The 19,823-nt window shown below is 71.6% G+C and carries 17 protein-coding genes; 9 read left to right on the forward strand and 8 right to left on the reverse strand.

The window, feature by feature from the left end:
* Positions 1-295 (reverse strand): IS5 family transposase (locus tag ACFVYX_RS08600; RefSeq protein WP_389680612.1); only part of this gene is annotated, 295 nt, incomplete at its 3' end.
* 37 nt (positions 296-332) lie between these two features.
* A complete protein-coding gene (locus ACFVYX_RS08605; RefSeq protein ID WP_389680613.1) occupies positions 333-830 on the reverse strand; it encodes a hypothetical protein in 498 nt (165 codons plus the stop codon).
* 120 nt (positions 831-950) lie between these two features.
* Here ACFVYX_RS08605 and ACFVYX_RS08610 point away from each other — a divergent pair, with 120 nt between their 5' ends.
* Complete coding sequence (locus tag ACFVYX_RS08610; RefSeq protein ID WP_389680614.1) at positions 951-1,616, forward strand: lipoprotein; 666 nt, start codon at positions 951-953, stop codon at positions 1,614-1,616.
* Positions 1,617-1,725: 109 nt separating this feature from the next.
* Here ACFVYX_RS08610 and ACFVYX_RS08615 read toward each other — a convergent pair whose 3' ends face one another.
* Entirely contained in the window at positions 1,726-3,255 is a 1,530-nt protein-coding gene (locus ACFVYX_RS08615; RefSeq protein ID WP_389680615.1) for a ricin-type beta-trefoil lectin domain protein, read from the reverse strand.
* A 140-nt stretch (positions 3,256-3,395) separates the two neighbouring features.
* Between ACFVYX_RS08615 and ACFVYX_RS08620 the strand changes: the two genes are divergently transcribed.
* The 3 genes from ACFVYX_RS08620 to ACFVYX_RS08630 all read left to right on the forward strand — a co-directional run bounded on the left by ACFVYX_RS08620 (position 3,396) and on the right by ACFVYX_RS08630 (position 7,825).
* The gene (locus ACFVYX_RS08620) at positions 3,396-4,805 is read left to right on the forward strand and encodes a class II fumarate hydratase (protein WP_389680616.1); all 1,410 of its coding nucleotides are present in this window, start codon (positions 3,396-3,398) and stop codon (positions 4,803-4,805) included.
* A gap of 96 nt (positions 4,806-4,901) precedes the next feature.
* Positions 4,902-5,567 carry a DUF402 domain-containing protein gene (locus tag ACFVYX_RS08625; RefSeq protein ID WP_389680617.1) on the forward strand — a complete coding sequence of 222 codons (666 nt, stop codon included), beginning with the start codon at positions 4,902-4,904 and terminating at the stop codon, positions 5,565-5,567.
* Between the two features lie 311 nt (positions 5,568-5,878).
* Complete coding sequence (locus ACFVYX_RS08630) at positions 5,879-7,825, forward strand: SpoIIE family protein phosphatase (protein WP_389680618.1); 1,947 nt, start codon at positions 5,879-5,881, stop codon at positions 7,823-7,825.
* 233 nt (positions 7,826-8,058) lie between these two features.
* Here the strand turns inward: ACFVYX_RS08630 and ACFVYX_RS08635 are convergent, their stop codons facing one another.
* Positions 8,059-10,281, reverse strand: a complete 2,223-nt coding sequence (locus tag ACFVYX_RS08635; RefSeq protein WP_389680619.1) for a transglycosylase domain-containing protein — start codon at positions 10,279-10,281, stop codon at positions 8,059-8,061.
* Positions 10,282-10,541: 260 nt separating this feature from the next.
* Between ACFVYX_RS08635 and ACFVYX_RS08640 the strand changes: the two genes are divergently transcribed.
* The 3 genes from ACFVYX_RS08640 to ACFVYX_RS08650 are packed head-to-tail and all read left to right on the forward strand — an operon-like array spanning position 10,542 to position 14,115.
* The gene (locus tag ACFVYX_RS08640; protein WP_389680620.1) at positions 10,542-11,066 is read left to right on the forward strand and encodes a PadR family transcriptional regulator; all 525 of its coding nucleotides are present in this window, start codon (positions 10,542-10,544) and stop codon (positions 11,064-11,066) included.
* Positions 11,063-11,746 (forward strand): ABC transporter ATP-binding protein, encoded by a 684-nt coding sequence (locus ACFVYX_RS08645; protein WP_389680621.1) that lies wholly within the window; start codon positions 11,063-11,065, stop codon positions 11,744-11,746. Before ACFVYX_RS08640 ends, ACFVYX_RS08645 begins: the two co-directional genes overlap by 4 nt.
* The gene (locus tag ACFVYX_RS08650) at positions 11,743-14,115 is read left to right on the forward strand and encodes an FtsX-like permease family protein (protein WP_389680622.1); all 2,373 of its coding nucleotides are present in this window, start codon (positions 11,743-11,745) and stop codon (positions 14,113-14,115) included. Before ACFVYX_RS08645 ends, ACFVYX_RS08650 begins: the two co-directional genes overlap by 4 nt.
* 125 nt (positions 14,116-14,240) lie before the next feature.
* Here ACFVYX_RS08650 and ACFVYX_RS08655 read toward each other — a convergent pair whose 3' ends face one another.
* Positions 14,241-15,221, reverse strand: coding sequence for a hydrogen peroxide-inducible genes activator (locus ACFVYX_RS08655; protein ID WP_389680623.1), 981 nt, complete (start codon positions 15,219-15,221; stop codon positions 14,241-14,243).
* A gap of 133 nt (positions 15,222-15,354) precedes the next feature.
* On the opposite strand from ACFVYX_RS08655, the gene ACFVYX_RS08660 reads away from it, so the two are divergent.
* Both ACFVYX_RS08660 and ACFVYX_RS08665 read left to right on the forward strand, forming a co-directional pair.
* Positions 15,355-15,909 carry a peroxiredoxin gene (locus ACFVYX_RS08660; RefSeq protein ID WP_389680624.1) on the forward strand — a complete coding sequence of 185 codons (555 nt, stop codon included), beginning with the start codon at positions 15,355-15,357 and terminating at the stop codon, positions 15,907-15,909.
* A 6-nt stretch (positions 15,910-15,915) separates the two neighbouring features.
* Positions 15,916-16,449 carry an alkyl hydroperoxide reductase gene (locus ACFVYX_RS08665; RefSeq protein WP_073809246.1) on the forward strand — a complete coding sequence of 178 codons (534 nt, stop codon included), beginning with the start codon at positions 15,916-15,918 and terminating at the stop codon, positions 16,447-16,449.
* A 55-nt stretch (positions 16,450-16,504) separates the two neighbouring features.
* On the opposite strand, the gene ACFVYX_RS08670 is transcribed toward ACFVYX_RS08665, so the two are convergent.
* The 3 genes from ACFVYX_RS08670 to ACFVYX_RS08680 form a co-directional block, all read right to left on the reverse strand.
* A complete protein-coding gene (locus tag ACFVYX_RS08670; protein WP_389680625.1) occupies positions 16,505-17,173 on the reverse strand; it encodes a hypothetical protein in 669 nt (222 codons plus the stop codon).
* A complete protein-coding gene (locus ACFVYX_RS08675; RefSeq protein ID WP_389680626.1) occupies positions 17,170-18,612 on the reverse strand; it encodes an AI-2E family transporter in 1,443 nt (480 codons plus the stop codon). The genes ACFVYX_RS08670 and ACFVYX_RS08675 overlap by 4 nt, the downstream gene beginning before the upstream one ends.
* Positions 18,613-18,742: 130 nt before the next feature.
* On the reverse strand, positions 18,743-19,468 hold the full coding sequence (locus tag ACFVYX_RS08680) for a transglycosylase SLT domain-containing protein (RefSeq protein ID WP_389680627.1): 726 nt from the start codon (positions 19,466-19,468) through the stop codon (positions 18,743-18,745).
* Between the last annotated feature and the right edge of the window lie 355 nt (positions 19,469-19,823).

The following is a 19,823-nucleotide window of genomic DNA, read 5'->3' on the forward strand; positions in this document are numbered from 1 at the left end:
CCACGCAGACGATGGACCAGTCCACGGTCCCGACGGCGTCGGAGTGCTGTTGGACGTGGGCCAGGAGCCGGTCCCAGGTGCCGTCGGCGGACCAGCGCCGGAAGCGTTCGTAGACCGTCTTCCATGGTCCGTATCGCTCGGGCAGGTCACGCCACGCGGCACCGGTGGACAGCTTCCACAAGATCCCGTTGACGACCTGGCGCCGGTCCCGCACAGGCCTGCCCATCCGGCCCGGCGCCAGCAACGGAGCGATCAACGCCCACGACTCATCCGTCAGTTCATGTCGACGCACCACGAACAGAGCAACGAGCCACCAACTTTACGGACACGGCCTAGGGGGTGAGGCGGAACTCCAGCCGTGAGTAGTCCCCGTCCGGGGTCGAACGGATGGTGCCGCGCACGTCCTTGAAGTCACCGGTTCCGCCGGTGACGGCGATGTCGAAGGCGGCGGGCGACTGGTCCGCCGGGTCGACCGAGAGGAGGGTCTGACCGGCGATCTGTCCGCGCGGACCGCCGGTCAGCACGAACGTGCCCACGCACTGCAGGTCACCGGGGTTCCCGGTGCGCGCCACGGTGCAGCTCACGCCGTCCCGGCCGGCCTTCTCGCCGCCCTTGGTCCTGTACAGGTCGTCGGCGAAGGCGAAGGAGTCCCCGACCTCGGGCGCCGGGGCGCTCTCGTCGGTCTGTTCGCCGGGGACCTCCTTGGCGTAGAGGGTGAATGCCAGGTCCTCCGCCTGGGGAGCGGCGTGGACCGGGGCGGCGGCGGTGAAGGCGACGGCCGCGGCCGCGCACGCGCCGAGGGCACCGATCCTCCTGAAGCTGCGGAACATGTCCTGCCTCCTGTGGTCGGGATCTCCCCCCGGGGGTCTCTCGCCCGCTTCACATTGTCCGGCGCCCGCCCCCGCTCCGCCCGTCCTGCGTGGGACCGGGCCGCGGCTACGCTGACGCGCATGAGACACCCGATACGGACCCCGGCCCCGCTCACCGCCGCGCTGGCGGCGGGGCTGCTGCTGACCGGCTGCGGCGCCCCCGAGCCGCTGCCCGAGGTGACGCAGGGCCCGCGGCCGTCGGCGGCGCCGGCCACGTCCGCACCGGCGGCCACGGCCGCACCCGCGGCTGCGGCGGCTTCGCGGGTGACCGTCGGCGGGCCGGGGACGGCGTGCGCACTGCCCGTCTCCTTCGCGCTGGCGGAGAAGTGGGAGGCGGAGGCGATCAAGAACCCCGAGGACCCGGAGTTCGCGGTGCTCACGCGGCAGGGGCCGGCCGTGGTGCGCTGCGAGGTGGACGCCAAGCCGGCCGGGCACATCGGTTATCTGCGGGTGTGGACGGCGGCCGGGAAGGGGCCCGCCCGGCCCGCCCTCGAAGGCTTCGTGAAGGGTGAGAAGGACGCCTCGAAGGCCGTCTACAAGGAGACCGTGACCGGCGCGCTGCCGGTCACCGAGGTGACGTACACGGTCCACAGCGAGCTGTTGGACGAGTCGAAGGAGGAGCGGGCCTTCGCCGTCGCGACTCCGAAGGGGACGGTGATCCTGCACGTCGCCGGGCTCGACAGCGAGGAGTACCGGGCGATGCTCCCGGCGTACGAGCTGGCCCGCTCGACGCTCAAGGTCCTCTGAGGCGCGCCTGATTGACCCGGACTCCGTGACGCGTCCGGTTCACGCCGAGCAGGACCGTGGCCGCCGTCCGGGTCGGACGGCGGCCACGGCTTTCCCCGCCGGGACGGGCCTACACGAACTTCTGGTTCGCCGAGCCGTCGCAGTTCTGGAGCCGGATCTGCTGCTTGGCCGCGCTCTGCGTGAGGCAGAGGGCGGTGGCGGCGGCGGGCCGGATCGTGGCGCCGTCGCGGACGAACTTCTGGTTGGCGCCGCCGTGGCAGTTCCAGAGGATGAGCGCCGTGCCCGCCGCGTTCGAGGTGCTGGGCACGTCGAGGCAGCGGTCCTGGGTGAGCCCGGTGTGGACGGTCTGCCGGGCGGAGTCGTACCACCAGGTCTGGTTGCGGCCGCCGTGGCAGTCCCAGCCGAAGACCCGGGTGCCGTTGGCGCTCTGGGCGCTGTCCACGTCGAGGCAGTTGCCGGTCGCCGCGTTCTTGAGCGGCTTGTACACGTCGTCCCAGGCGACCGGGAAGAGCGTGGGCTTCCCGGTGGAGTTGACGTCGGCGCAACTGGCCTCACGCGCACCGGAGCCGTAGAGCTGGGTCAGGCAGGACGCGAAGGCGGCGTGGCCGCGCGCGTTGGGGTGGAAGGACTGCCGCACCGAGTTCTCGTCCGGGGTGCCGGGCTTGGAGAGGTCGATGTAGAGGCCGCGGGCCCAGGGGTCCTCCATGCAGACCTCGTGGCCGTGGAAGAGCCGCGAGTTGTCGAGGTAGACGGATCCGGTGGAGGCGGCGGCCGCGCGCATCCCGCGTTCGAAGGCGGGGACGGCGGTGTTGCGGCCCCAGACGGTGTCGGAGTCGTAGCCGAGTCCGCCGCAGGCCAGCTTGCCGGGGAAGTCGGGGTTGTCGTGGAAGTCGGGGCCGATGGGGCTGGGGTAGCCCATCAGGACGAGCTTGTAGTCGCCGTCGGCGTATCCGGCGTCGCGCATGACGCTCTTGAGGTCGCGCACGGTCTGCTCGACCTTGGGGACGAGCGCGTCGACGCGGGCCTGCCAGCCGGGGGCGTACTTCGGCTCGCAGGGGCCCTGGAGGGTCAGGTACCGCGTGACGCAGTCCGTCATCACGGGCCCGAACTGCAGGTCGTCGTTGGCTCCGGCGACGAGCAGGACCATCTTGATGCGGGTGTTGCGCGCCTTGACGGCCAGGTTGTCGCTCTGGACGAGTTCGTCGGCGTACTGCTTCGAGCCGCCGATCCGGATGTTGCCGGAGTACGCGCCGGAGCACGAGACGTTGAAGGTGAGGTCCGCGGGGATGCCGGTCCGGTGGATGGCGGCGTCGGGCGAGCGGTGGCACCAGTTGGTGGGGCCGTTGGTGGGGGGCTCGTAGCTGCCGACTCCCTCGCCGGAGATCTCGCTGTCGCCGAGCGAGATCAGGCCGGTCTTGCGCTGGGCGAGCGGGCGCTCCTCGGGGCTGCCGTAGATCTTCGTGGCCTCGGCGGCCCGGATCGCCTCGAGCTCGGGCGGGAGCGGTACGGCGGCCGTGACCGCCGTCGTGCCGGTGGCGGTGGCGCCGGCCGGGGCGGCGGCGGTCATCGTGCCGAGTGCGGCGGCGGCCGCGGTGACGGCGGCGATGGGCCAGCGGAGTCTGTACCTGGTGCGCCTCATTGCGCCTCCTGGAAGTGGGGTTACCCACGGTTTTTACTGGTCGGTACGCGGGTTGGGAATACATCGAACAAGACAAGTGCTCATCTTTTTCGGGGGGTTGGGGCGTCGCCCCGATGGGCACCGCGCAGGAGACTGAGGAAATGAACGACACCAGCGGCACCGAGGACTACCGGACCGAGCACGACTCCATGGGCGAGGTGCGGGTTCCCGCGCACGCCAAGTGGCGGGCCCAGACGCAGCGGGCGGTGGAGAACTTCCCGGTCTCGGGCCAGCGCCTCGAGCGCGCCCACATCGAGGCCCTCGCCCGGATCAAGGCCGCCGCCGCCCAGGTCAACGCGGAGCTCGGGGTGATCGACCGGGACCGCGCGGAGGCCATCGCCTCGGCGGCGGGGGAGGTCGCCGAGGGGCGGTGGGACGAGCACTTCCCGGTGGACGTCTTCCAGACCGGATCCGGCACCTCGTCCAACATGAACACCAACGAGGTGATCGCCACCCTGGCCACCGAGCGGCTCCCCGAGGGCCGCGAGGTCCACCCCAACGACCATGTGAACGCCTCGCAGTCCTCCAACGACGTCTTCCCGTCCTCCATCCACATCGCGGCCACCGCCGCCGTCGCCCGCGATCTGATCCCCGCCCTCGATCACCTGGCCGCGTCCCTGGAGCGAAAATCGGCCGAATTCGCGACGGTGGTGAAGTCCGGCCGCACGCACCTGATGGACGCCACCCCGGTGACCCTCGGCCAGGAGTTCGGCGGGTACGCGGCCCAGGTCAGGTACGGCGTCGAGCGGTTGCGGGCCGCGCTCCCCCGGCTCGCCGAACTCCCCCTCGGCGGTACGGCGGTCGGCACCGGCATCAACACCCCGGCCGGCTTCTCGGCGGCCGTCATCGCGGAGGTCGCCCGCGCGACCGGACTGCCGCTGACCGAGGCCCGTGACCACTTCGAGGCGCAGGGCGCCCGGGACGCCCTGGTGGAGACGTCCGGGCAGCTCCGTACGGTCGCCGTCTCCCTCACCAAGATCGCCAACGACCTGCGCTGGATGGCCAGCGGACCCCGCACGGGCCTCGCCGAGATCAACCTGCCCGACCTCCAGCCCGGCTCGTCGATCATGCCGGGCAAAGTCAACCCGGTGATCCCCGAGGCGGTCCTCATGGTCGCCGCGCAGGTGACCGGAAACGACACCACGGTGGCGGTGGCGGGCGCGGCCGGGAACTTCGAGCTCAACGTCATGCTGCCGGTGATGGCGAAGAACCTCCTGGAGTCGGTACGCCTCCTCGCCAACGCCTCCCGGCTGCTCGCCGACCGCACGGTGGACGGGATCACCGCCAACGTCGAACGGGCCCGCGAGTACGCCGAGTCGTCGCCGTCCGTGGTCACCCCGCTGAACAAGTACATCGGCTACGAGGAGGCCGCGAAGGTGGCGAAGAGGTCCCTCGCCGAGCGGAAGACCATTCGCGAGGTGGTCATCGAGTCCGGTTACGTGGAGCGCGGCGACCTCACGGTCGAGCAGCTGGACGAGGCGCTCGACGTGCTGCGGATGACGCGCCCCTAGGGCGCCCGGACCCGCCCCTCATATGACCGGCCGGTAGCTGACTCATCCGTGATCTGTACCGCAGCGGCGGTGGGAGCGCGCCCCTAAGATCTGCGCATGACAGGATCGGTCGGCTCCCAGCACTGGGCGCCCGGGGATCACATCCTCTGGCGCTACCGCGGCAACGGCACCGGAGCCGTGCACATCTGCCGGCCGGTGACGGTCGTGCAGGACACGCCCGAGCTGCTCGCGGTCTGGATGGCGCCCGGCACCGAGTGCGTACGCCCGGTGCTCGCCGACGGCACACCCGTGCACGAGGAGCCGCTCGCCACCCGCTACACCGCCGCGCGCACCACGGAACGCGCGCGGTGGTTCGGCAGCGGGGTGCTGAAGCTGGCCCGGCCCGGCGACCCGTGGTCGGTGTGGCTTTTCTGGGAGCGCGGCTGGCGCTTCCGCAGCTGGTACGTGAACCTGGAGGAGCCGCGCGTCCGGTGGTCCGGCGGCCTCGACTCCGAGGACCATTTCCTCGACATCTCCGTCTATCCCGACCGCAGCTGGCTGTGGCGGGACGAGGACGAGTTCGCGCAGGCCCAGCGGTCCGGCCTGATGAGCCCCGAGCAGGCCGCGCGGGTCCGCGAGGCAGGTCAGCGGGCGGTGGAGCGGATCAGGGCGTGGGGGGCGCCGTTCGCGGACGGCTGGGAGGACTGGCGGCCTGATCCGGCATGGCGGGTTCCGGAGCTGCCGGCCGACTGGGACCGCACTCCGGCGCACACGGCACCGTGAGACCCTTGATGCGCCCCCGGGGTTCAAACGTAGGATCGTCCTCCGCACGGAAGAGGCGGACCGAACGGCACGTCAGACGGACCGGACCACACGTCAAAGACCGAGCACAGCGCAGGACCTGACCAGAAGTCATCCACGAGGGGGAGAGCAGTGCCGGACGTCTGCCCGGGTGTTCCCACCCCTGCCGTTGCCGCGATCCGCGGAGCCACCACATCCGCCGTACACAAGGGGTTTATCCCCGCCGAAGGCGCGGCATCGGCGAGAAGAGCGAGTGCATCGCACCACCGGCCCGGACGGACGGAATCCCACGCGTGACGGAGCATCCCACCTCCCACGAAGGCCGGCAGCCCCTGGCTGCCCGGCCGCAGGAACACGCGCGCCCTCGCCAGGAGGCGGCGGCCGGCCTGCCCTCCGACCTGCCCGCCCAGGCGGGCGGACCGGCGGCCCCCGGTGCGGACGCGCCCCTCACCGGTGGCGGGCCGGCGGCGCCCCCGGGCGCGCCCGGCACCATCGCCGTCGCCGTGTCCGCGCAGCACCCGGGCGGCGTCCGTGGCGGGGACACCACGGCGCGGCGCGAGGGCGAGCGGCTGCGGTTCGTCGGGGCGGCGACCCGGCGCATCGCGCGCGGCATCGACCTGGACGAGATCGTGCTCGGCCTGTGCCGGGCCACCGTGCCGACGTTCTCCGACGAGATCCTGGTCTATCTGCGCGACCCGCTGCCGGTGGGCGACGAGCGCCCGGCGGCGCCGTTCGTCCTGCGCCTGCGCCGCACCGACCGGCTCCGGTTAAGCGATCTGGAGGGCGAGGAGCTCCTCCTCGTACCCGATCCGGATCCGACGCCCGCGGCCGAGCTCTGCGAGGTGCGGTCCGGTGGTGCGCTCGCCGAGGTGCTCCGCGGGGTGCGCCCGGTGTTCGGCGACTCCGCCGCCGCGAAGACGGCGCTGACCGAGCTGCTCGGCCCCGAGCATCCGCTGCCCGGCGGACTGCGGGCGGTCCTCGCCCCCTTGCGCGGCCGGCGCCGGGTGATCGGCGCGGCCGTGTTCCTGCGCCGCCCCGAGCGGGCCGGTTTCGAACCGAACGACCTGCTCGTCGCGGCGCAGTTGGCCACGCACACCGCGCTCGGCATCGACAAGGCCGTGCTCTACGGGCGTGAGGCGTACATCGCGGACGAGCTCCAGCGGACGATGCTGCCGGACTCGCTGCCACAGCCGACCGGGGTCAAGCTCGCCTCGCGTTATCTGCCGGCCGCCGAGACGGCCCGGGTGGGCGGTGACTGGTACGACGCGATCCCGCTGCCCGGCAGCCGGGTCGCCCTGGTCGTCGGCGACGTGATGGGCCACTCCATGACCTCGGCCGCGATCATGGGCCAGCTGCGCACCACCACGCAGACCCTGGCCGGCCTCGACCTGCCGCCGCAGGAGGTCCTGCACCATCTGGACGAGCAGGCGCAGCGGCTCGGCGAGAACCGGATGGCGACCTGCATGTACGCGGTGTACGACCCGGTCTCGCACCGGATCACCGTGGCCAACGCGGGCCATCCGCCGCCGATACTGCTCCACCTCGGCGGCCGCGCCGAGGTGCTGCGCGTACCGCCGGGCGCGCCGATCGGGGTCGGCGGGGTGGACTTCGAGGCGGTCGAGCTGGACGCGCCCGCCGGTGCCACGCTGCTGCTGTACACGGACGGCCTGGTCGAGTCCCGGCTGCGTGACGTGTGGACGGGCATCGAGCAGCTGCGGGAGCGCCTCGCGGCGACGGCGCAGCTCACGGGCCCCGACCATTCGCCGCCCCTGGAGGCGCTCTGCGACGACGTCCTCGACATGCTGGGGCCCGGCGACCGGGACGACGACATCGCACTGCTCGCGGCGCGGTTCGACGGGATCGCGCCGAGCGACGTGGCGTACTGGTTCCTGGAGCCGGAGGACGCGGCCCCGGGGCGGGCCCGGCGCCTCGCCCGGCGGGCGCTCGCCCGGTGGGACCTGGAGGAGCTGACGGACTCGGTGGAGCTGCTGATCAGCGAGGTCGTGACGAATGCCGTGCGGTACGCGGAGCGTCCCGTGACGCTGCGGCTGCTGCGGACGGACGTGCTGCGCTGCGAGGTCGGCGACGACTCGCCCCAGCTGCCCCGGCAGCGGCGGGCGCGTGACACCGACGAGGGCGGGCGCGGTCTCTTCCTGGTGAACCGGCTGGCACGGCGGTGGGGGGCGACCCGGCTCTCGGGCGGCAAGGTGGTCTGGTTCGAGCTGGCCACCCCAGGCTGACCGTCCCGGCGGACGCGCCAAGGCCGGACACCCCGGACTGACCGTCCGGCGGAGGCACAAAAGCGGAGGCACAAAAGCCGGACACCCCGGGCTGACCGTCCGGCGGACGCGCAGGAGCCTGTCACCCCTGTGGACGTGCCCGGGCCCGCGCGTACCCGGCAGTGACGAAGGCCGGACCCCTCCTGAGGGGTCCGGCCTTCGTCGTGTCGCTACCGCGTCGGTCCGTCGTGTCGCTACCGCGCCGGGCGGGTGGTGAGCCCGCCCTCGGGTTCGGTACCCGCGTCCGGCGGCTCGATCGACGGCGGCGGGGAGGGTTCGCCGGTGTCGGTCGGCTTCGGTTTCGGCTTCCCGGTGGGCACGGGCGGCGTGGTGACCGGGTCCCGCGTCGGCTCCGGCGGCGTGGTGGACGTCGTGGTCGGCGGCGGCGTCGGATCCGGGGACTTCGTGGTCGGCTCCTCGGTCGGCTCCTCGGGCGCCTCGGTGGTCCGGGTCGGCCCGGGGTCCGGCTCGGTGGAGGCCCAGCTGCCGGTCTCCAGGTCGAAGGAGGCGTCGGAGCCGCCGTCGAGGGCGCCGGTGGTGTAGTCGCCCCAGATCCGGGCCGGCGTACGGCCGCCTTCGGCGCGGCCGGGGTTGACGGTGTCGGTGAGGGTGACCTGGTTGCCCTTGGTGTCCTCGCCGAAGATGCCGACGGCGGTGACGAGTTCGGGGGTGTAGCCCACGAACCAGACGGAACGGTTGTTCTCGGAGGTGCCGGTCTTGCCGGCGGCCGCGTAGTCACCGGCGGCCCGGAAGCCGGAACCGTTCTGGACGACGCCCTGCATGGCCTTGGTGACGGTGTCGGCGGCCTCGCGGCTGATGACCTGCTCGCCGATCGCGTTCAGGGGCTCGTGCACGCGGTCCTTGTGCGCGGCGGCCTTCACGAGGGTCGGGGTGACCTTCTTGCCGTGGTTGTCGAGCGTGGCGTACACGCCGGCCATGTCGAAGGTGGAGGCGCCCATCGTGCCGAGGGACATGGCGGGGGTCTCGCCGAAGCCCGGGCCGTCCTTCATGCCGAGAGCGAGGGCGGTCTTCTTGGTGTCGGCCTCGCCGACGTCGACGATCATCTGGGCGTAGACCGAGTTGATGGAGCTGTCGGTGGCCTTCTGGACGGTGACGGGGCCGTAGCTGCGGTTGTTCAGGTTCTCCGGCGCGAAGGCGATGTCGCTGCCGACGACCTTCCGCTTGCTCGTGCCGTCGTAGATCGTGCCGAGTCCTATCTCGCGCCCGTCCTGGGTCTTCGCCCCGGCGTCGAGGGCGGCGGCGAGGACGACCGGCTTGAAGGTGGAGGCGGGCTGGTAGTCGCGGCGGGTCGCGTTGGACGTCCAGTGCTGGGTGGCGCCGACGCCGCCGTACAGGGCGACGACCGCGCCGGTCTTCGGGTCGACGGAGGTGGCGCCGGCCTGGACGACGGCGTCCTTCTTGTCGCCCTCGCGGTCGAGCTTGGCCTCCAGCTGCCGGTCGACGGCCTTGACGAGGTCCTTCTGCTTCTTCTCGTCGATGTTGAGGGTGATCGTCCAGCCGCCGGCCTTGATGTCCTCCTCGCTGACGCCCTGGCGCATCAGCTCCTGGTTGGCGGCCTCGACGATGTAGCCGGTCTGGCCCTCCATGCCGGGGAGCGGCTTGGGCTTCTGCGGCACGGGGAACTTCATGGCGGCGCGCTCGTCCGCGGCGAGCCAGCCCTCGCCGACCATGTTGTCGAGGACGTAGTTCCAGCGCTCCTCGACGAGCTTGCGGCCGGTGGTGCTCGCGGAGGACCAGTCGTACTGGTTGGGCGCCTGGAGCAGCGAGGCGAGGTAGGCACCCTGGGCGGTGGTGAGCCGGGTGGCGTCGACGCCGTAGTACGAGCGGGCGGCGGCCTGGATGCCGTAGGCGCTGCGTCCGTAGTAGCTGGTGTTCATGTAGCCGGCGAGGATGTCGCTCTTCTCGTCCTGCTGGTCGACCTTGATGGCGATGACCAGTTCCTTGAGCTTGCGCGTCGCGGTCTGGTCCTGGCTCAGGTAGTAGTTCTTGACGTACTGCTGGGTGATGGTCGAACCACCCTGCTTGCCCTTGCCGGTGACGGTGGACCAGGCGGCGCGGGTGATGCCCTTGATGTCGACGCCGTTGTCCTCGTAGAAGGTCTTGTTCTCCGCGGCGACGAACGCCTTCTGGACCTTCTCGGGGATCTTCTCCAGGCCGACGATCTCGCGGTTGATCTCGCCGGTGCGGGCGAGGATCTTGCCGTTGGAGTACTTGTAGATGTTGCTCTGCATGGTCGCCTCGGCGTTGGCCGTCGGCACCGGGACCATGAGGTAGACGACGTACAGGGCGCCCATGGCGAGCAGGCAGCACACGAAGAACGTGCCCAGGAGCTTCTTCCAGGAGAAGAGGCGGCGCAGGCCGCGTTTCCTCGCCTTGCCCGTGTCCGGTCGGCCCATGTGTCGTGTCGCTCCGCTCGTCGTGTGTCCTGGCGCGCCCGGTCCGTGTCCCGCCCGCGCCGGGTCGGCTCAGCTAGCCAGCTAACACCGACGATGCGGACAAAGGACAACCGATCACGCCTTTTACGGACGTGAGAATCAGCACCCATGCCCAGAGGAACCGACGCTCCGGCGGGCCGGATGGTTGCGTGAAGCGGGGCCTCCACTTTGCGGAGCGCCGCTATACATCGCGCGTATACACACCATGTACAGTGACGCCCATGTCCATCGGTCACACCCTCCTGGGACTCCTGGAGTCCGGCCCGCGCCACGGCTACGACCTCAAGCGCGCCTTCGACGAGAAATTCGGCCACGACCGGCCGCTGCACTACGGCCAGGTCTACTCGACCATGTCCAGGCTCCTGAAGAACGGCCTCGTCGTCGTCGACGGCATCGAGGCGGGCGGCGGCCCGGAGCGGAAGCGGTACGCCATCACGGACGCCGGCATCACCGATGTCGCCCAGTGGCTCGCCACCCCCGAGAAGCCGGAGCCGTACCTCCAGTCCACGCTCTACACCAAAGTCGTCCTGGCCCTGCTCACCGGCCGCGGCGCCGCCGAGCTCCTCGACACCCAGCGCGCCGAGCACCTGCGACTGATGCGCGAACTCACCCGGCGCAAGAAGGACGGCGACCTCGCCGACCAGCTCATCTGCGACCACGCCCTCTTCCACCTGGAGGCGGACCTGCGCTGGCTGGAACTCACCGCCGCCCGGCTCGACCGGCTCGCCGAGGAGATCCACCGATGAGCTCCACACCCCTCCTCCGGGCCACCGGCCTCGACAAGACCTATGGATCGACCCCGGCCCTCGCGGGCGCCTCCTTCTCGCTCCGGGCCGGCGAGGTCGTCGCCGTCATGGGCCCCTCCGGCTCCGGCAAGTCGACCCTGCTGCACTGCCTGGCCGGAATCGTGCGCCCCGACGCGGGCACCATCACCTACGACGGACGCGAACTCACCGCGCTCTCCGACACCGCGCGCAGCTCCCTGCGCCGTACCGACTTCGGCTTCGTCTTCCAGTTCGGCCAGCTCGTCCCCGAGCTGACCTGCGTGGAGAACGTGGCCCTCCCGCTCCGCCTCAACGGCGAGAGGCGGAAGGCCGCGGAGGCCAGGGCCGTCGAGTGGCTGGCCCGCCTGGAGGTCGACGACACCGCGGGCAAGCGCCCCGGCGAGATATCCGGCGGCCAGGGCCAGCGCGTCGCCGTCGCCCGGGCGCTCGTCACCGCACCCCGCGTGATCTTCGCCGACGAACCGACCGGCGCCCTCGACTCCCTCAACGGCGAACGGGTCATGCGGCTGCTCACCGACGCCTCACGGGACACCGGCGCCGCCGTCGTCCTCGTCACCCACGAGGCCCGGGTCGCCGCCTACTCCGACCGCGAGATCGTCGTACGCGACGGGGCCGTACGGGACGCGGAGTGGGCCGCATGACGCTCCGCACCTGGTCCCGCGACCTGATGCTCGGTGCCCGGTTCGCGGTGGCCGGCGGCCGCTCGGGCCTCCTCCGCACCCTGCTGACCGCGACCGGCGTCGGCTTCGGCGTGGCCCTGCTGCTGCTCGCCTCCTCCTTCCCGAACATGCTCTTCCAGCGGGAGGTACGGGAGGCGGTCCGGGCCGTCGACGGCAGTGCGCAGGTCACCTCCCCCCGGCCCGACTCCTTTCTCCACCTCGGCCGGAACACCGTCTACCGGGACGACGTCATCAGCGGACTGCTGCTGCGCCCCGAGGGCGACGCACCCCCGGTCCCGCCGGGCGCCACGGCGTTCCCCGGGACCGGCGAGATGCTGGTCTCCCCCGCGCTCGCCGCACTGCTCGACTCCCCCGAGGGCGCGCTGCTCAAGGAGCGGATCCCCTACAGGACCGTCGGCACGATCGGCGAGGCCGGACTCATCGGGCCGGCCGAGCTGCGGTACGTCGCCCACGTCGACTTCCTCGACCCCGAGAACTTCGACGGGCGCGGCACGCGGTACGGCTGGTCCGTGCCCGAGGAACCGATGAACGCGTTCCTGATCCTCCTCGTCGTCGTCGCCTGTGTCGTCCTGCTCCTCCCGGTGCTCGTCTTCATCGCGACCGCCGTCCGCTTCGGCGGCGAGCAGCGTGACCGGCGGCTCGCCGCGCTCCGGCTCGTCGGCGCCGACACCGCCATGACCCGGCGGATCGCGGCCGGCGAGTCCCTCGCGGGCGCGCTGCTCGGCCTGCTCGTGGGCATCGGACTCTTCGCGGCGGCCCGGGAGTTCGCCGGCACCTTCACCGTCTGGGACGTCAACGCCTATCCCTCCGACGTGGCACCGATGCCCGTGCTCGCCGTGCTCGTCCTCGTCACGGTCCCGGTCTCCTCCGTCGTGGTCACCCTCTTCGCGCTGCGCGGAGTGGTGATCGAACCGCTCGGTGTCGTCAGGACCTCGACTCCGCGCCGCCGCCGGCTGTGGTGGCGGATCCTGCTCGTCGCGGCCGGCGTGGCCCTCCTCGTCCCGCTCATGGGCGACGTCCAGGTGACCGACACCAGCATCGACACCGTGGGCGTCGCGACAGGGACCACCCTCGCCCTGATCGGCCTCACCACACTCCTGCCATGGCTGGTGGAGGCATGTGTGAAGCGGCTGCGCGGAGGCCCGGTGGCCTGGCAGCTCGCCGTCCGCAGGCTCCAGCTGAGCAGCGGCACCGCGGCCCGCGCCGTCAGCGGCATCGTCGTCGCGGCGACGGGGGCGATCGCCCTGCAGATGCTCTTCCAGACGATGGAGCACGACTTCACGCAGGCCACGGGCGAGGACGCGTCCCGCGCCCAGATCGCGTTCGGCACCGATGCCAGGACCGCGGACGAGGCCCGCGGGATGATCGACCGCTTCGAGCGGACCGAGGGCGTCAGCGGGGTGATCGGCATCATCGAGTCGCACGTGTGGCGGCCCGGGCCCCTCAAGGAGGGCGAGGAGTTCGCCCCGATGGCCTCGCTCAGGGTCGGCGACTGCGCCTCCCTCGCGGAGTTCGCCATCCTGCCCTCCTGCGAGGACGGCGACGTGTTCGTCTTCCTCGCGCACGGCGCTCAGGGCAACCCGGACGACGCCCGGGTCACCGTGGTCGCGCGGCCCGGCGCCACGGTCGCCCTGCGCGACCCGCATCCGCACCCGAGCGAGCCGAAGCGCCCCGAGGGCACTCCGCTGCCGCAGTGGCGCCTCCCGGCCACCGCCCGGATCGTGGACTCCCGCCCCGACCCGACGGGCATGTACCAGTACGGTGTCCTCGCGACCCCGTCGGCGATCGACGCCGCGCGGCTCGACGAGCCCGACGCGCAGGCCATGGTCCGGCTCGACCCGGCGGTGCCGGACGCCGCCGACAACGTACGGAACACGGCGGCTGCCATCGACCCGACGTCCTGGGTCCGCGACCTGAAGGAGACCGAGCGGGACGCGGCGTTCTCCAGCGTCCGCACCGGCATCCTGGTCGGCTCCACCCTGACGATGCTCCTGGTGGCGGCCTCGCTCCTGGTGGCGACCCTGGAGCAGCTCAGGGACCGCAAGCGGCTGCTCTCCTCCCTCGTCGCCTTCGGCACCCGGCGCTCCACCCTCGGCTGGTCGGTGCTGTGGCAGACGGCGGTGCCGATCGCCCTCGGGCTCGTCCTCGCCGTGGCGGGCGGGCTCGGCCTCGGGGTGGTCCTCCTCAGGATGGGCGGGCAGCCGGTCACCGACTGGTGGGTCTTCCTGCCCGTCGTCGGGATCGGGCTCGCGCTGATCGCGGCCGTGACGCTGCTGAGCATGCCGGTCCTGTGGCGGCTCATGCGCGCGGACGGCCTGCGCACGGAGTAACCCTCCGGGCGCGTGTACGAGGGAGGGGGCGGCGGTTCCTGGGGCCGGGGGGTCTCAGGAGCCGCCGCCCCCTTCCCGCGTACGGCACCCGGGTCCCGGCGACCGCCCGCCGCCGTACGCGCGGCTCAGGAACCCGCCGTCGCGTCCAGCAACCGTACGGGAAGTTCCCTCATGGCCTCCCGCAGGGCCTCGGCGAGTTGCTCGAACTCGGCGTGCCGGGCCGCGCCCGTCCGCATCGCGAGGGCGATCCGCCGGGCCGGGGCGGGTCCGGCGAAGAGCCCGGTCCACAGGGCGTCGTTACGGGCGGTCTCGACGGTGACGGCGGTACGCGGCAGCAGCGTCACCCCGAGTCCGCCGGCCACCAGCTGGACCAGGGTGGCGAGCCCCGCGGCGGTGGTGGTGACCTCGGCACCGTCCGTGCGCCCGGCCTCGCGGCAGATGTCCAGGGCCTGGTCGCGCAGGCAGTGCCCCTCGTCGAGGAGGAGCAGCCGCTGCTCCCTGAGCGCCTCGCGCGGGATGTCGTGCCGTCCGGCCAGCGGATGCCCCTGCGGGGTGACCAGGACGAAGTCCTCGTCGAAGAGCGGGAGTTCGGTGATGCCGGGCACGCCGAGCGGGACGGCGAGCAGCAGCAGGTCGAGCCGCCCGGCCGCGAGCCCCTCCAGGAGCGAGGAGGTCTGCTCCTCGTGGACCTGGAGGTCGAGGTCCGGGTAGCGCCGGTGGACCAGGCGCAGGACCGTCGGCAGCAGATAGGGCGCGACGGTCGGGATCACGCCGAGCCGCAGCACCCCGGTGAACGGCGCCTGGGCCGCCTCCGCCTCCTCCATCAGCTCCGCGACCGCGTCGAGGACCGCACGGGCGCGCACCGCGAGCCGCTCCCCCGCGGGCGAGAGCAGCACCTTTCTCGTCGTACGCTCAAGGAGCTGGACACCGAGTGCCTCTTCGAGAGTCGAAACCGCGCCCGAGAGTGCGGGCTGGCTCATGCCGATGGCGGCCGCCGCGTCGCGGAAGTGCAGATGCTCGGCGACCGCCGCGAACGCCCTGAGCTGCGAGAGGCTCGGCTGTTTGCCTCGGGAGGGGCCGTGCGGGGAGCTGTATGGGGATGCCACTGATAACCACCTTCGATCAACACGACCCACTCTAGCTATTTCACTGATCAATGCACTCCGTGCCATGCTGTGATCTCGTCCAACCCCCACGGAAGCCCCCAAAAGGGACCCTTCCTGTTTGCAAGGAGAGCGCGTGCTCACTGTCGGTGACAAGTTCCCCGCTTACGACCTGACCGCCTGCGTGTCGCTGGAGAGCGGCAAGGAGTTCGAGCAGATCGACCACAAGTCCTACGAGGGCAAGTGGCGCGTGGTGTTCTTCTGGCCGAAGGACTTCACCTTCGTCTGCCCCACCGAGATCGCCGCCTTCGGCAAGCTCAACGACGAGTTCGCGGACCGCGACGCCCAGATCCTCGGCGTCTCCGGCGACTCCGAGTTCGTGCACCACGCCTGGCGCAAGGACCACGCCGACCTGCGTGACCTGCCCTTCCCGATGCTGGCCGACTCGAAGCACGAGCTCATGCGCGACTGCGGCGTCGAGGGCGAGGACGGCTTCGCCCAGCGTGCCGTCTTCATCGTGGACCCGAACAACGAGATCCAGTTCACCATGGTGACCGCCGGCTCCGTCGGCCGTAACCCCAAGGAGGTCCTGCGGGTCCTCGACGCCCTGCAGACCGACGAGCTGTGCCCGTGCAACTGGAACAAGGGCGAGGGCACCCTCGACGCCGGCGCCCTCCTCGCGGGCGAGTGATCTGACATGGCTCTCGACGAACTCAAGTCCGCCATACCGGACTTCGCCAAGGACCTGAAGCTGAACCTCGGTTCGGTCATCGGCAACAGCGAGCTGCCGCAGCAGCAGCTCTGGGGCACCGTCCTCGCCTGCGCGATCGCCTCGCGCTCGCCGAAGGTCCTCAAGGAGCTGGAGCCCGAGGCCCAGGCCAACCTGAAGCCCGAGGCGTACCAGGCCGCCAAGTCCGCCGCCGCGATCATGGCGATGAACAACGTCTTCTACCGGACCCGGCACCTGCTGTCGGACCCCGAGTACGGGACGCTGCGCGCCGGTCTGCGGATGAACGTCATCGGCAACCCGGGCGTCGAGAAGGTCGACTTCGAGCTGTGGTCGCTGGCCGTCTCCGCGATCAACGGCTGCGGCCAGTGCCTGGACTCGCACGAGCAGGTCCTGCGCCAGGCCGGTGTCGACCGCGCGACGATCCAGGAGGCCGTGAAGATCGCCGCGGTGATCCAGGCGGTCGGCGTCACCCTCGACGCGGAAGCGGTCCTCGCCGAGTAAGGCGTGACCGTCGTACGTGAAGGGCCCCGGGGCAGCACGCCCCGGGGCCCTTCCGTCACTTCTTGAGCGCCTTCATGAGGGCCAGCGCGTCCTGGGACATCGGGACGTCGATCCCGGAGAGGTCGAGCGGCTCGGTCACGACCAGCCGCCCGTCCACCTCGTGGTTCTGGCGGTACATGTCGAACGAGATCTCCGCCTGACCGTCGAGGATCCTCAAGGTTCCGCCCTCGCCTCCGTGGTCGTCGAAGAAGGCCTGCTCACCGATGCCGTCGAGCTCCTGGATCACGCCGAACTGCCGCGCCCGCACCTCGAACTCGGCACCCGGGTCGATCGTCCTGTGCAGGGTGTACGTGATGTCGACGCTCTGCCCGGTCTCCGGCGGGCCGAAGGTGACCACGCACGACGACTCGCTGATCGCCGGTTCGTCCACGGTGAACCCGGCCCCGTCCTGGCTCCGCTTCCCCAGGACACCGGCGAGCGCCTTGAGCTCCGCCACCTCGCAGAGGCTCTCCACCGCCCTGTACCCGCCGAGGTCCGGTCCCGGTTCCTTTCCCCGTTCGTACGCGTAGAGCCCGCCGCCCCACACCGCCGAGGCCGCCACCACGCCGCCGAGCGCCCACAGCCAGGGGCGGCGTGGCCGGGGCTCGCGGGGCGGCGGGGTCTCGGTGAGGACTTCGGGCGCGTCGAACCCGGCCCCGCCGACCAGTTCCGGTTCCGAGATCACCGGCTCCCGCCCTTGTCGGCCGCCGAGCCCGGCGCCGGGGTGGGAGCCACCTCGAACGCGGTCGCCCCGCGCGGTTCGGGGGCGCTGCGGAGCGCCTGTTCCGTGCTGTACGCGCGCAGGTAGCCGACCACGGTGTTGGCGACGGCGACCAGCGGGACCGCGACGACGGCGCCGCCGATGCCGGCGGTCAGACCGCCGGCCGCGACCGCGAGGACGACGGCCAGCGGGTGGACCCGCACGGCGCGTCCGAGGATGAAGGGCTGGAGCACATGGCCCTCGATCTGCTGCACGGCGAGGACGACGACGAGCACCATGAGCGAGGTGAAGAGACCGTTGGTGACGAGGGCGACGACGACCGCGAGGGCGCCGGAGACCACCGCGCCGACCAGCGGGATGAAGGCGAACAGGAAGATGAAGACGGCGAGCGGCACCGCCATCGGTACTTCGAGGAACCAGAGCCCGAGGCCGATGAAGACGGCGTCGATCAGGGCGACGAGCACCGTGCCCCGCACATAGGCGGTGAGGGTGCGCCAGGCGCGCGGGCCGGCGCCGGCGACGCCCGGCCTGGCCTGGGCGGGGACCAGCTTCAGCGTCCACTCCCACACCTTCTTCCCGTCGTAGAGCAGGAAGAGCGTCGAGAACATGGCGAGCAGGATGCCGGTCATCGTCTCGACGACCACGGTGACGCCCTGGAGACCGACCTGGGTGATCTGCTCGGCGTTGGCGCCGACGGAGTCGCTGAGGTTCTTCGCGATGCCGTTGATCTGCTGCTCGGTCACATGGAAGGGGCTGTTGAGCAGCGCGAGCTTGAGTTCCTCGATGCCGTTCTTGACCTGGTCGGACAGGTTGTCGATGTTGTCCATGACCTGCCAGACCACGAACCAGCCGACCAGGCCCATCACGACGAAGCCCGAGACGGCGGTGACGGCCGTGGCGAGGCCGCGGGGCAGGCCCTTCCTGCGCAGCATGGTCACGGTGGGCTGGAGCAGGGCGGTGACGAGAAGTGCGGCGACGAAGGCGAGGACGACCAGCTGCACGGAGCTGATCACCTTCATCAGGACCCAGACCGTCCCGGCGAAGACGAGGAGGCGCCAGCTCGCCTCCGCCGCGACGCGCATGCCCCAGGGGATCGCGGCGACGGGGTCGGGCCGGGCGGCGACGGCCGGCGCGTACGAGGGGGGCGCGGGGACGGAGGAGACCGGCTCCGCCGACGCGGCGGCCGGCTCGGGGAGGGCGGCGGCGGTGTCCGGTTCCCCCTGCGGGCGCACGGGTGTGGCCGCGTCCGCGGGGGTGCGGTCGGCCGGTCGTTCCCGCGGGTCCTCGTACGGCGGGTGGATCGGGTCCTCGCGCTCGGCCTCGGCCCTGCGCTCGTCGAGGCGCTCACCCATACGGCTCAGGCTTTCGCCCAGCCGACCCAACCACCCTGGCATTCTTGCCATCTCTTTCCTCTTCCCCCCGCCTGCGCTGCCCCGCTCGCTCCCCCGCGAGCCCATGGGGCTCCGAACCTACACGCAAGGAGCCCCTCACCGTAGGACGGTGAGGGGCTCCCCAAGGTTGAGCACGCCGCTACTAGTACCAGCGGTTGGCCTGCCAGAACGACCAGGCGCCACAGGGGCTGCCGTAGCGGCCGTCCATGTAGCTGAGGCCCCACTTGATCTGGGTGGCGGGGTTGGTCTGCCAGTCGGCGCCGGCGGACTGCATCTTGTAGCCCGGGAGGGCCTGCATGAGGCCGTAGGCGCCCGAAGACGGATTGGTCGCGCGGTAGTTCCAGCCGGACTCGTGGTCCACGATGTTGCTGAAGCACTGGAACTGCGAGGCCGGGATCATCTGGCGAGCCATCGCCTTGACCTCGGAGATGGAGTACGAGCCCTGGGCGGAGAACGACGAGGCGTCGCGCATCGAGGAGCGGCTTGCGCGCTCGGCCTCCGCCTCCTTGCGCTCCTTCTCGGCCTTCGCCTCGGCCTCGGCTTCGGCGGCGGCCTTGTCGGCCGCCTCCTTCTTCGCCTCGGCGTCCTTGGCCGCGCGCAGACGGGCGGCCTCCTCCGCGGACTTCTTCGCGGCCGAGTCGGCAGCGGCGGCCTGGACGTCGGCCTGCTCCGAGAGGGACGAGACCTGTACCTGGGCCTGCTCGCCCACGGGAATGTCCGCGAGCAGCGTGGTGTCGGCCGCGGTGGCCTCGAAGTTGTCGTCCGAGGGCTGAGCGGCGTTACCCGACGCAACGCCCACGACGGCGCCGACGGTGGTGACCGCAGTGGCCGAAGCCACCGCGAATCCCCGGACCGAGATCCGGCTCACACGGTTTCCTTCCAGCATCGTCCGCACAGGTGACCACGCGGGCGAAATCGTGCCCCTGGCGCTGGTCTCCGACGTACTGGGTCACAGGAGACACGGGCCCGTGGTGCTGTGGGCGGCATACGGCGGACGGCTGTTGAGTTGTGCGGGGGTTGTGCGCCTGAAGGTGCACGGGTGCCGTATGCGGGGCCTGACGGAAGCAAGACTCTGCCGGACGGCGACACCGCAAGGCAATTCTGTGTTGCGTGTGAAAGCTCACACCTCGGCGGGGCGGGAGTTTTGGACGATACGGCGGACAGCGCGGCGCCGCCCGGCTAAGCTCCTGCGCTTTGCCGGGCGGCGCCAACTTCCGTACGGG

It is taken from the genome of Streptomyces sp. NPDC058326 (assembly GCF_042879855.1).
Taxonomy (GTDB): Bacteria; Actinomycetota; Actinomycetes; order Streptomycetales; family Streptomycetaceae; genus Streptomyces.

Bases quoted from the DNA above. Each gene is read 5' to 3' on its own strand.
- ACFVYX_RS08635 (WP_389680619.1), bottom strand. From the start codon at position 10,281: ATGGGCCGACCGGACACGGGCAAGGCGAGGAAACGCGGCCTGCGCCGC.
- ACFVYX_RS08615 (WP_389680615.1), bottom strand. From the start codon at position 3,255: ATGAGGCGCACCAGGTACAGACTCCGCTGGCCCATCGCCGCCGTCACC.
- ACFVYX_RS08645 (WP_389680621.1), top strand. From the start codon at position 11,063: ATGAGCTCCACACCCCTCCTCCGGGCCACCGGCCTCGACAAGACCTAT.
- ACFVYX_RS08650 (WP_389680622.1), top strand. From the start codon at position 11,743: ATGACGCTCCGCACCTGGTCCCGCGACCTGATGCTCGGTGCCCGGTTC.
- ACFVYX_RS08640 (WP_389680620.1), top strand. From the start codon at position 10,542: ATGTCCATCGGTCACACCCTCCTGGGACTCCTGGAGTCCGGCCCGCGC.
- ACFVYX_RS08605 (WP_389680613.1), bottom strand. From the start codon at position 830: ATGTTCCGCAGCTTCAGGAGGATCGGTGCCCTCGGCGCGTGCGCGGCC.
- ACFVYX_RS08665 (WP_073809246.1), top strand. From the start codon at position 15,916: ATGGCTCTCGACGAACTCAAGTCCGCCATACCGGACTTCGCCAAGGAC.
- ACFVYX_RS08620 (WP_389680616.1), top strand. From the start codon at position 3,396: ATGAACGACACCAGCGGCACCGAGGACTACCGGACCGAGCACGACTCC.
- ACFVYX_RS08675 (WP_389680626.1), bottom strand. From the start codon at position 18,612: ATGGCAAGAATGCCAGGGTGGTTGGGTCGGCTGGGCGAAAGCCTGAGC.
- ACFVYX_RS08625 (WP_389680617.1), top strand. From the start codon at position 4,902: ATGACAGGATCGGTCGGCTCCCAGCACTGGGCGCCCGGGGATCACATC.
- ACFVYX_RS08610 (WP_389680614.1), top strand. From the start codon at position 951: ATGAGACACCCGATACGGACCCCGGCCCCGCTCACCGCCGCGCTGGCG.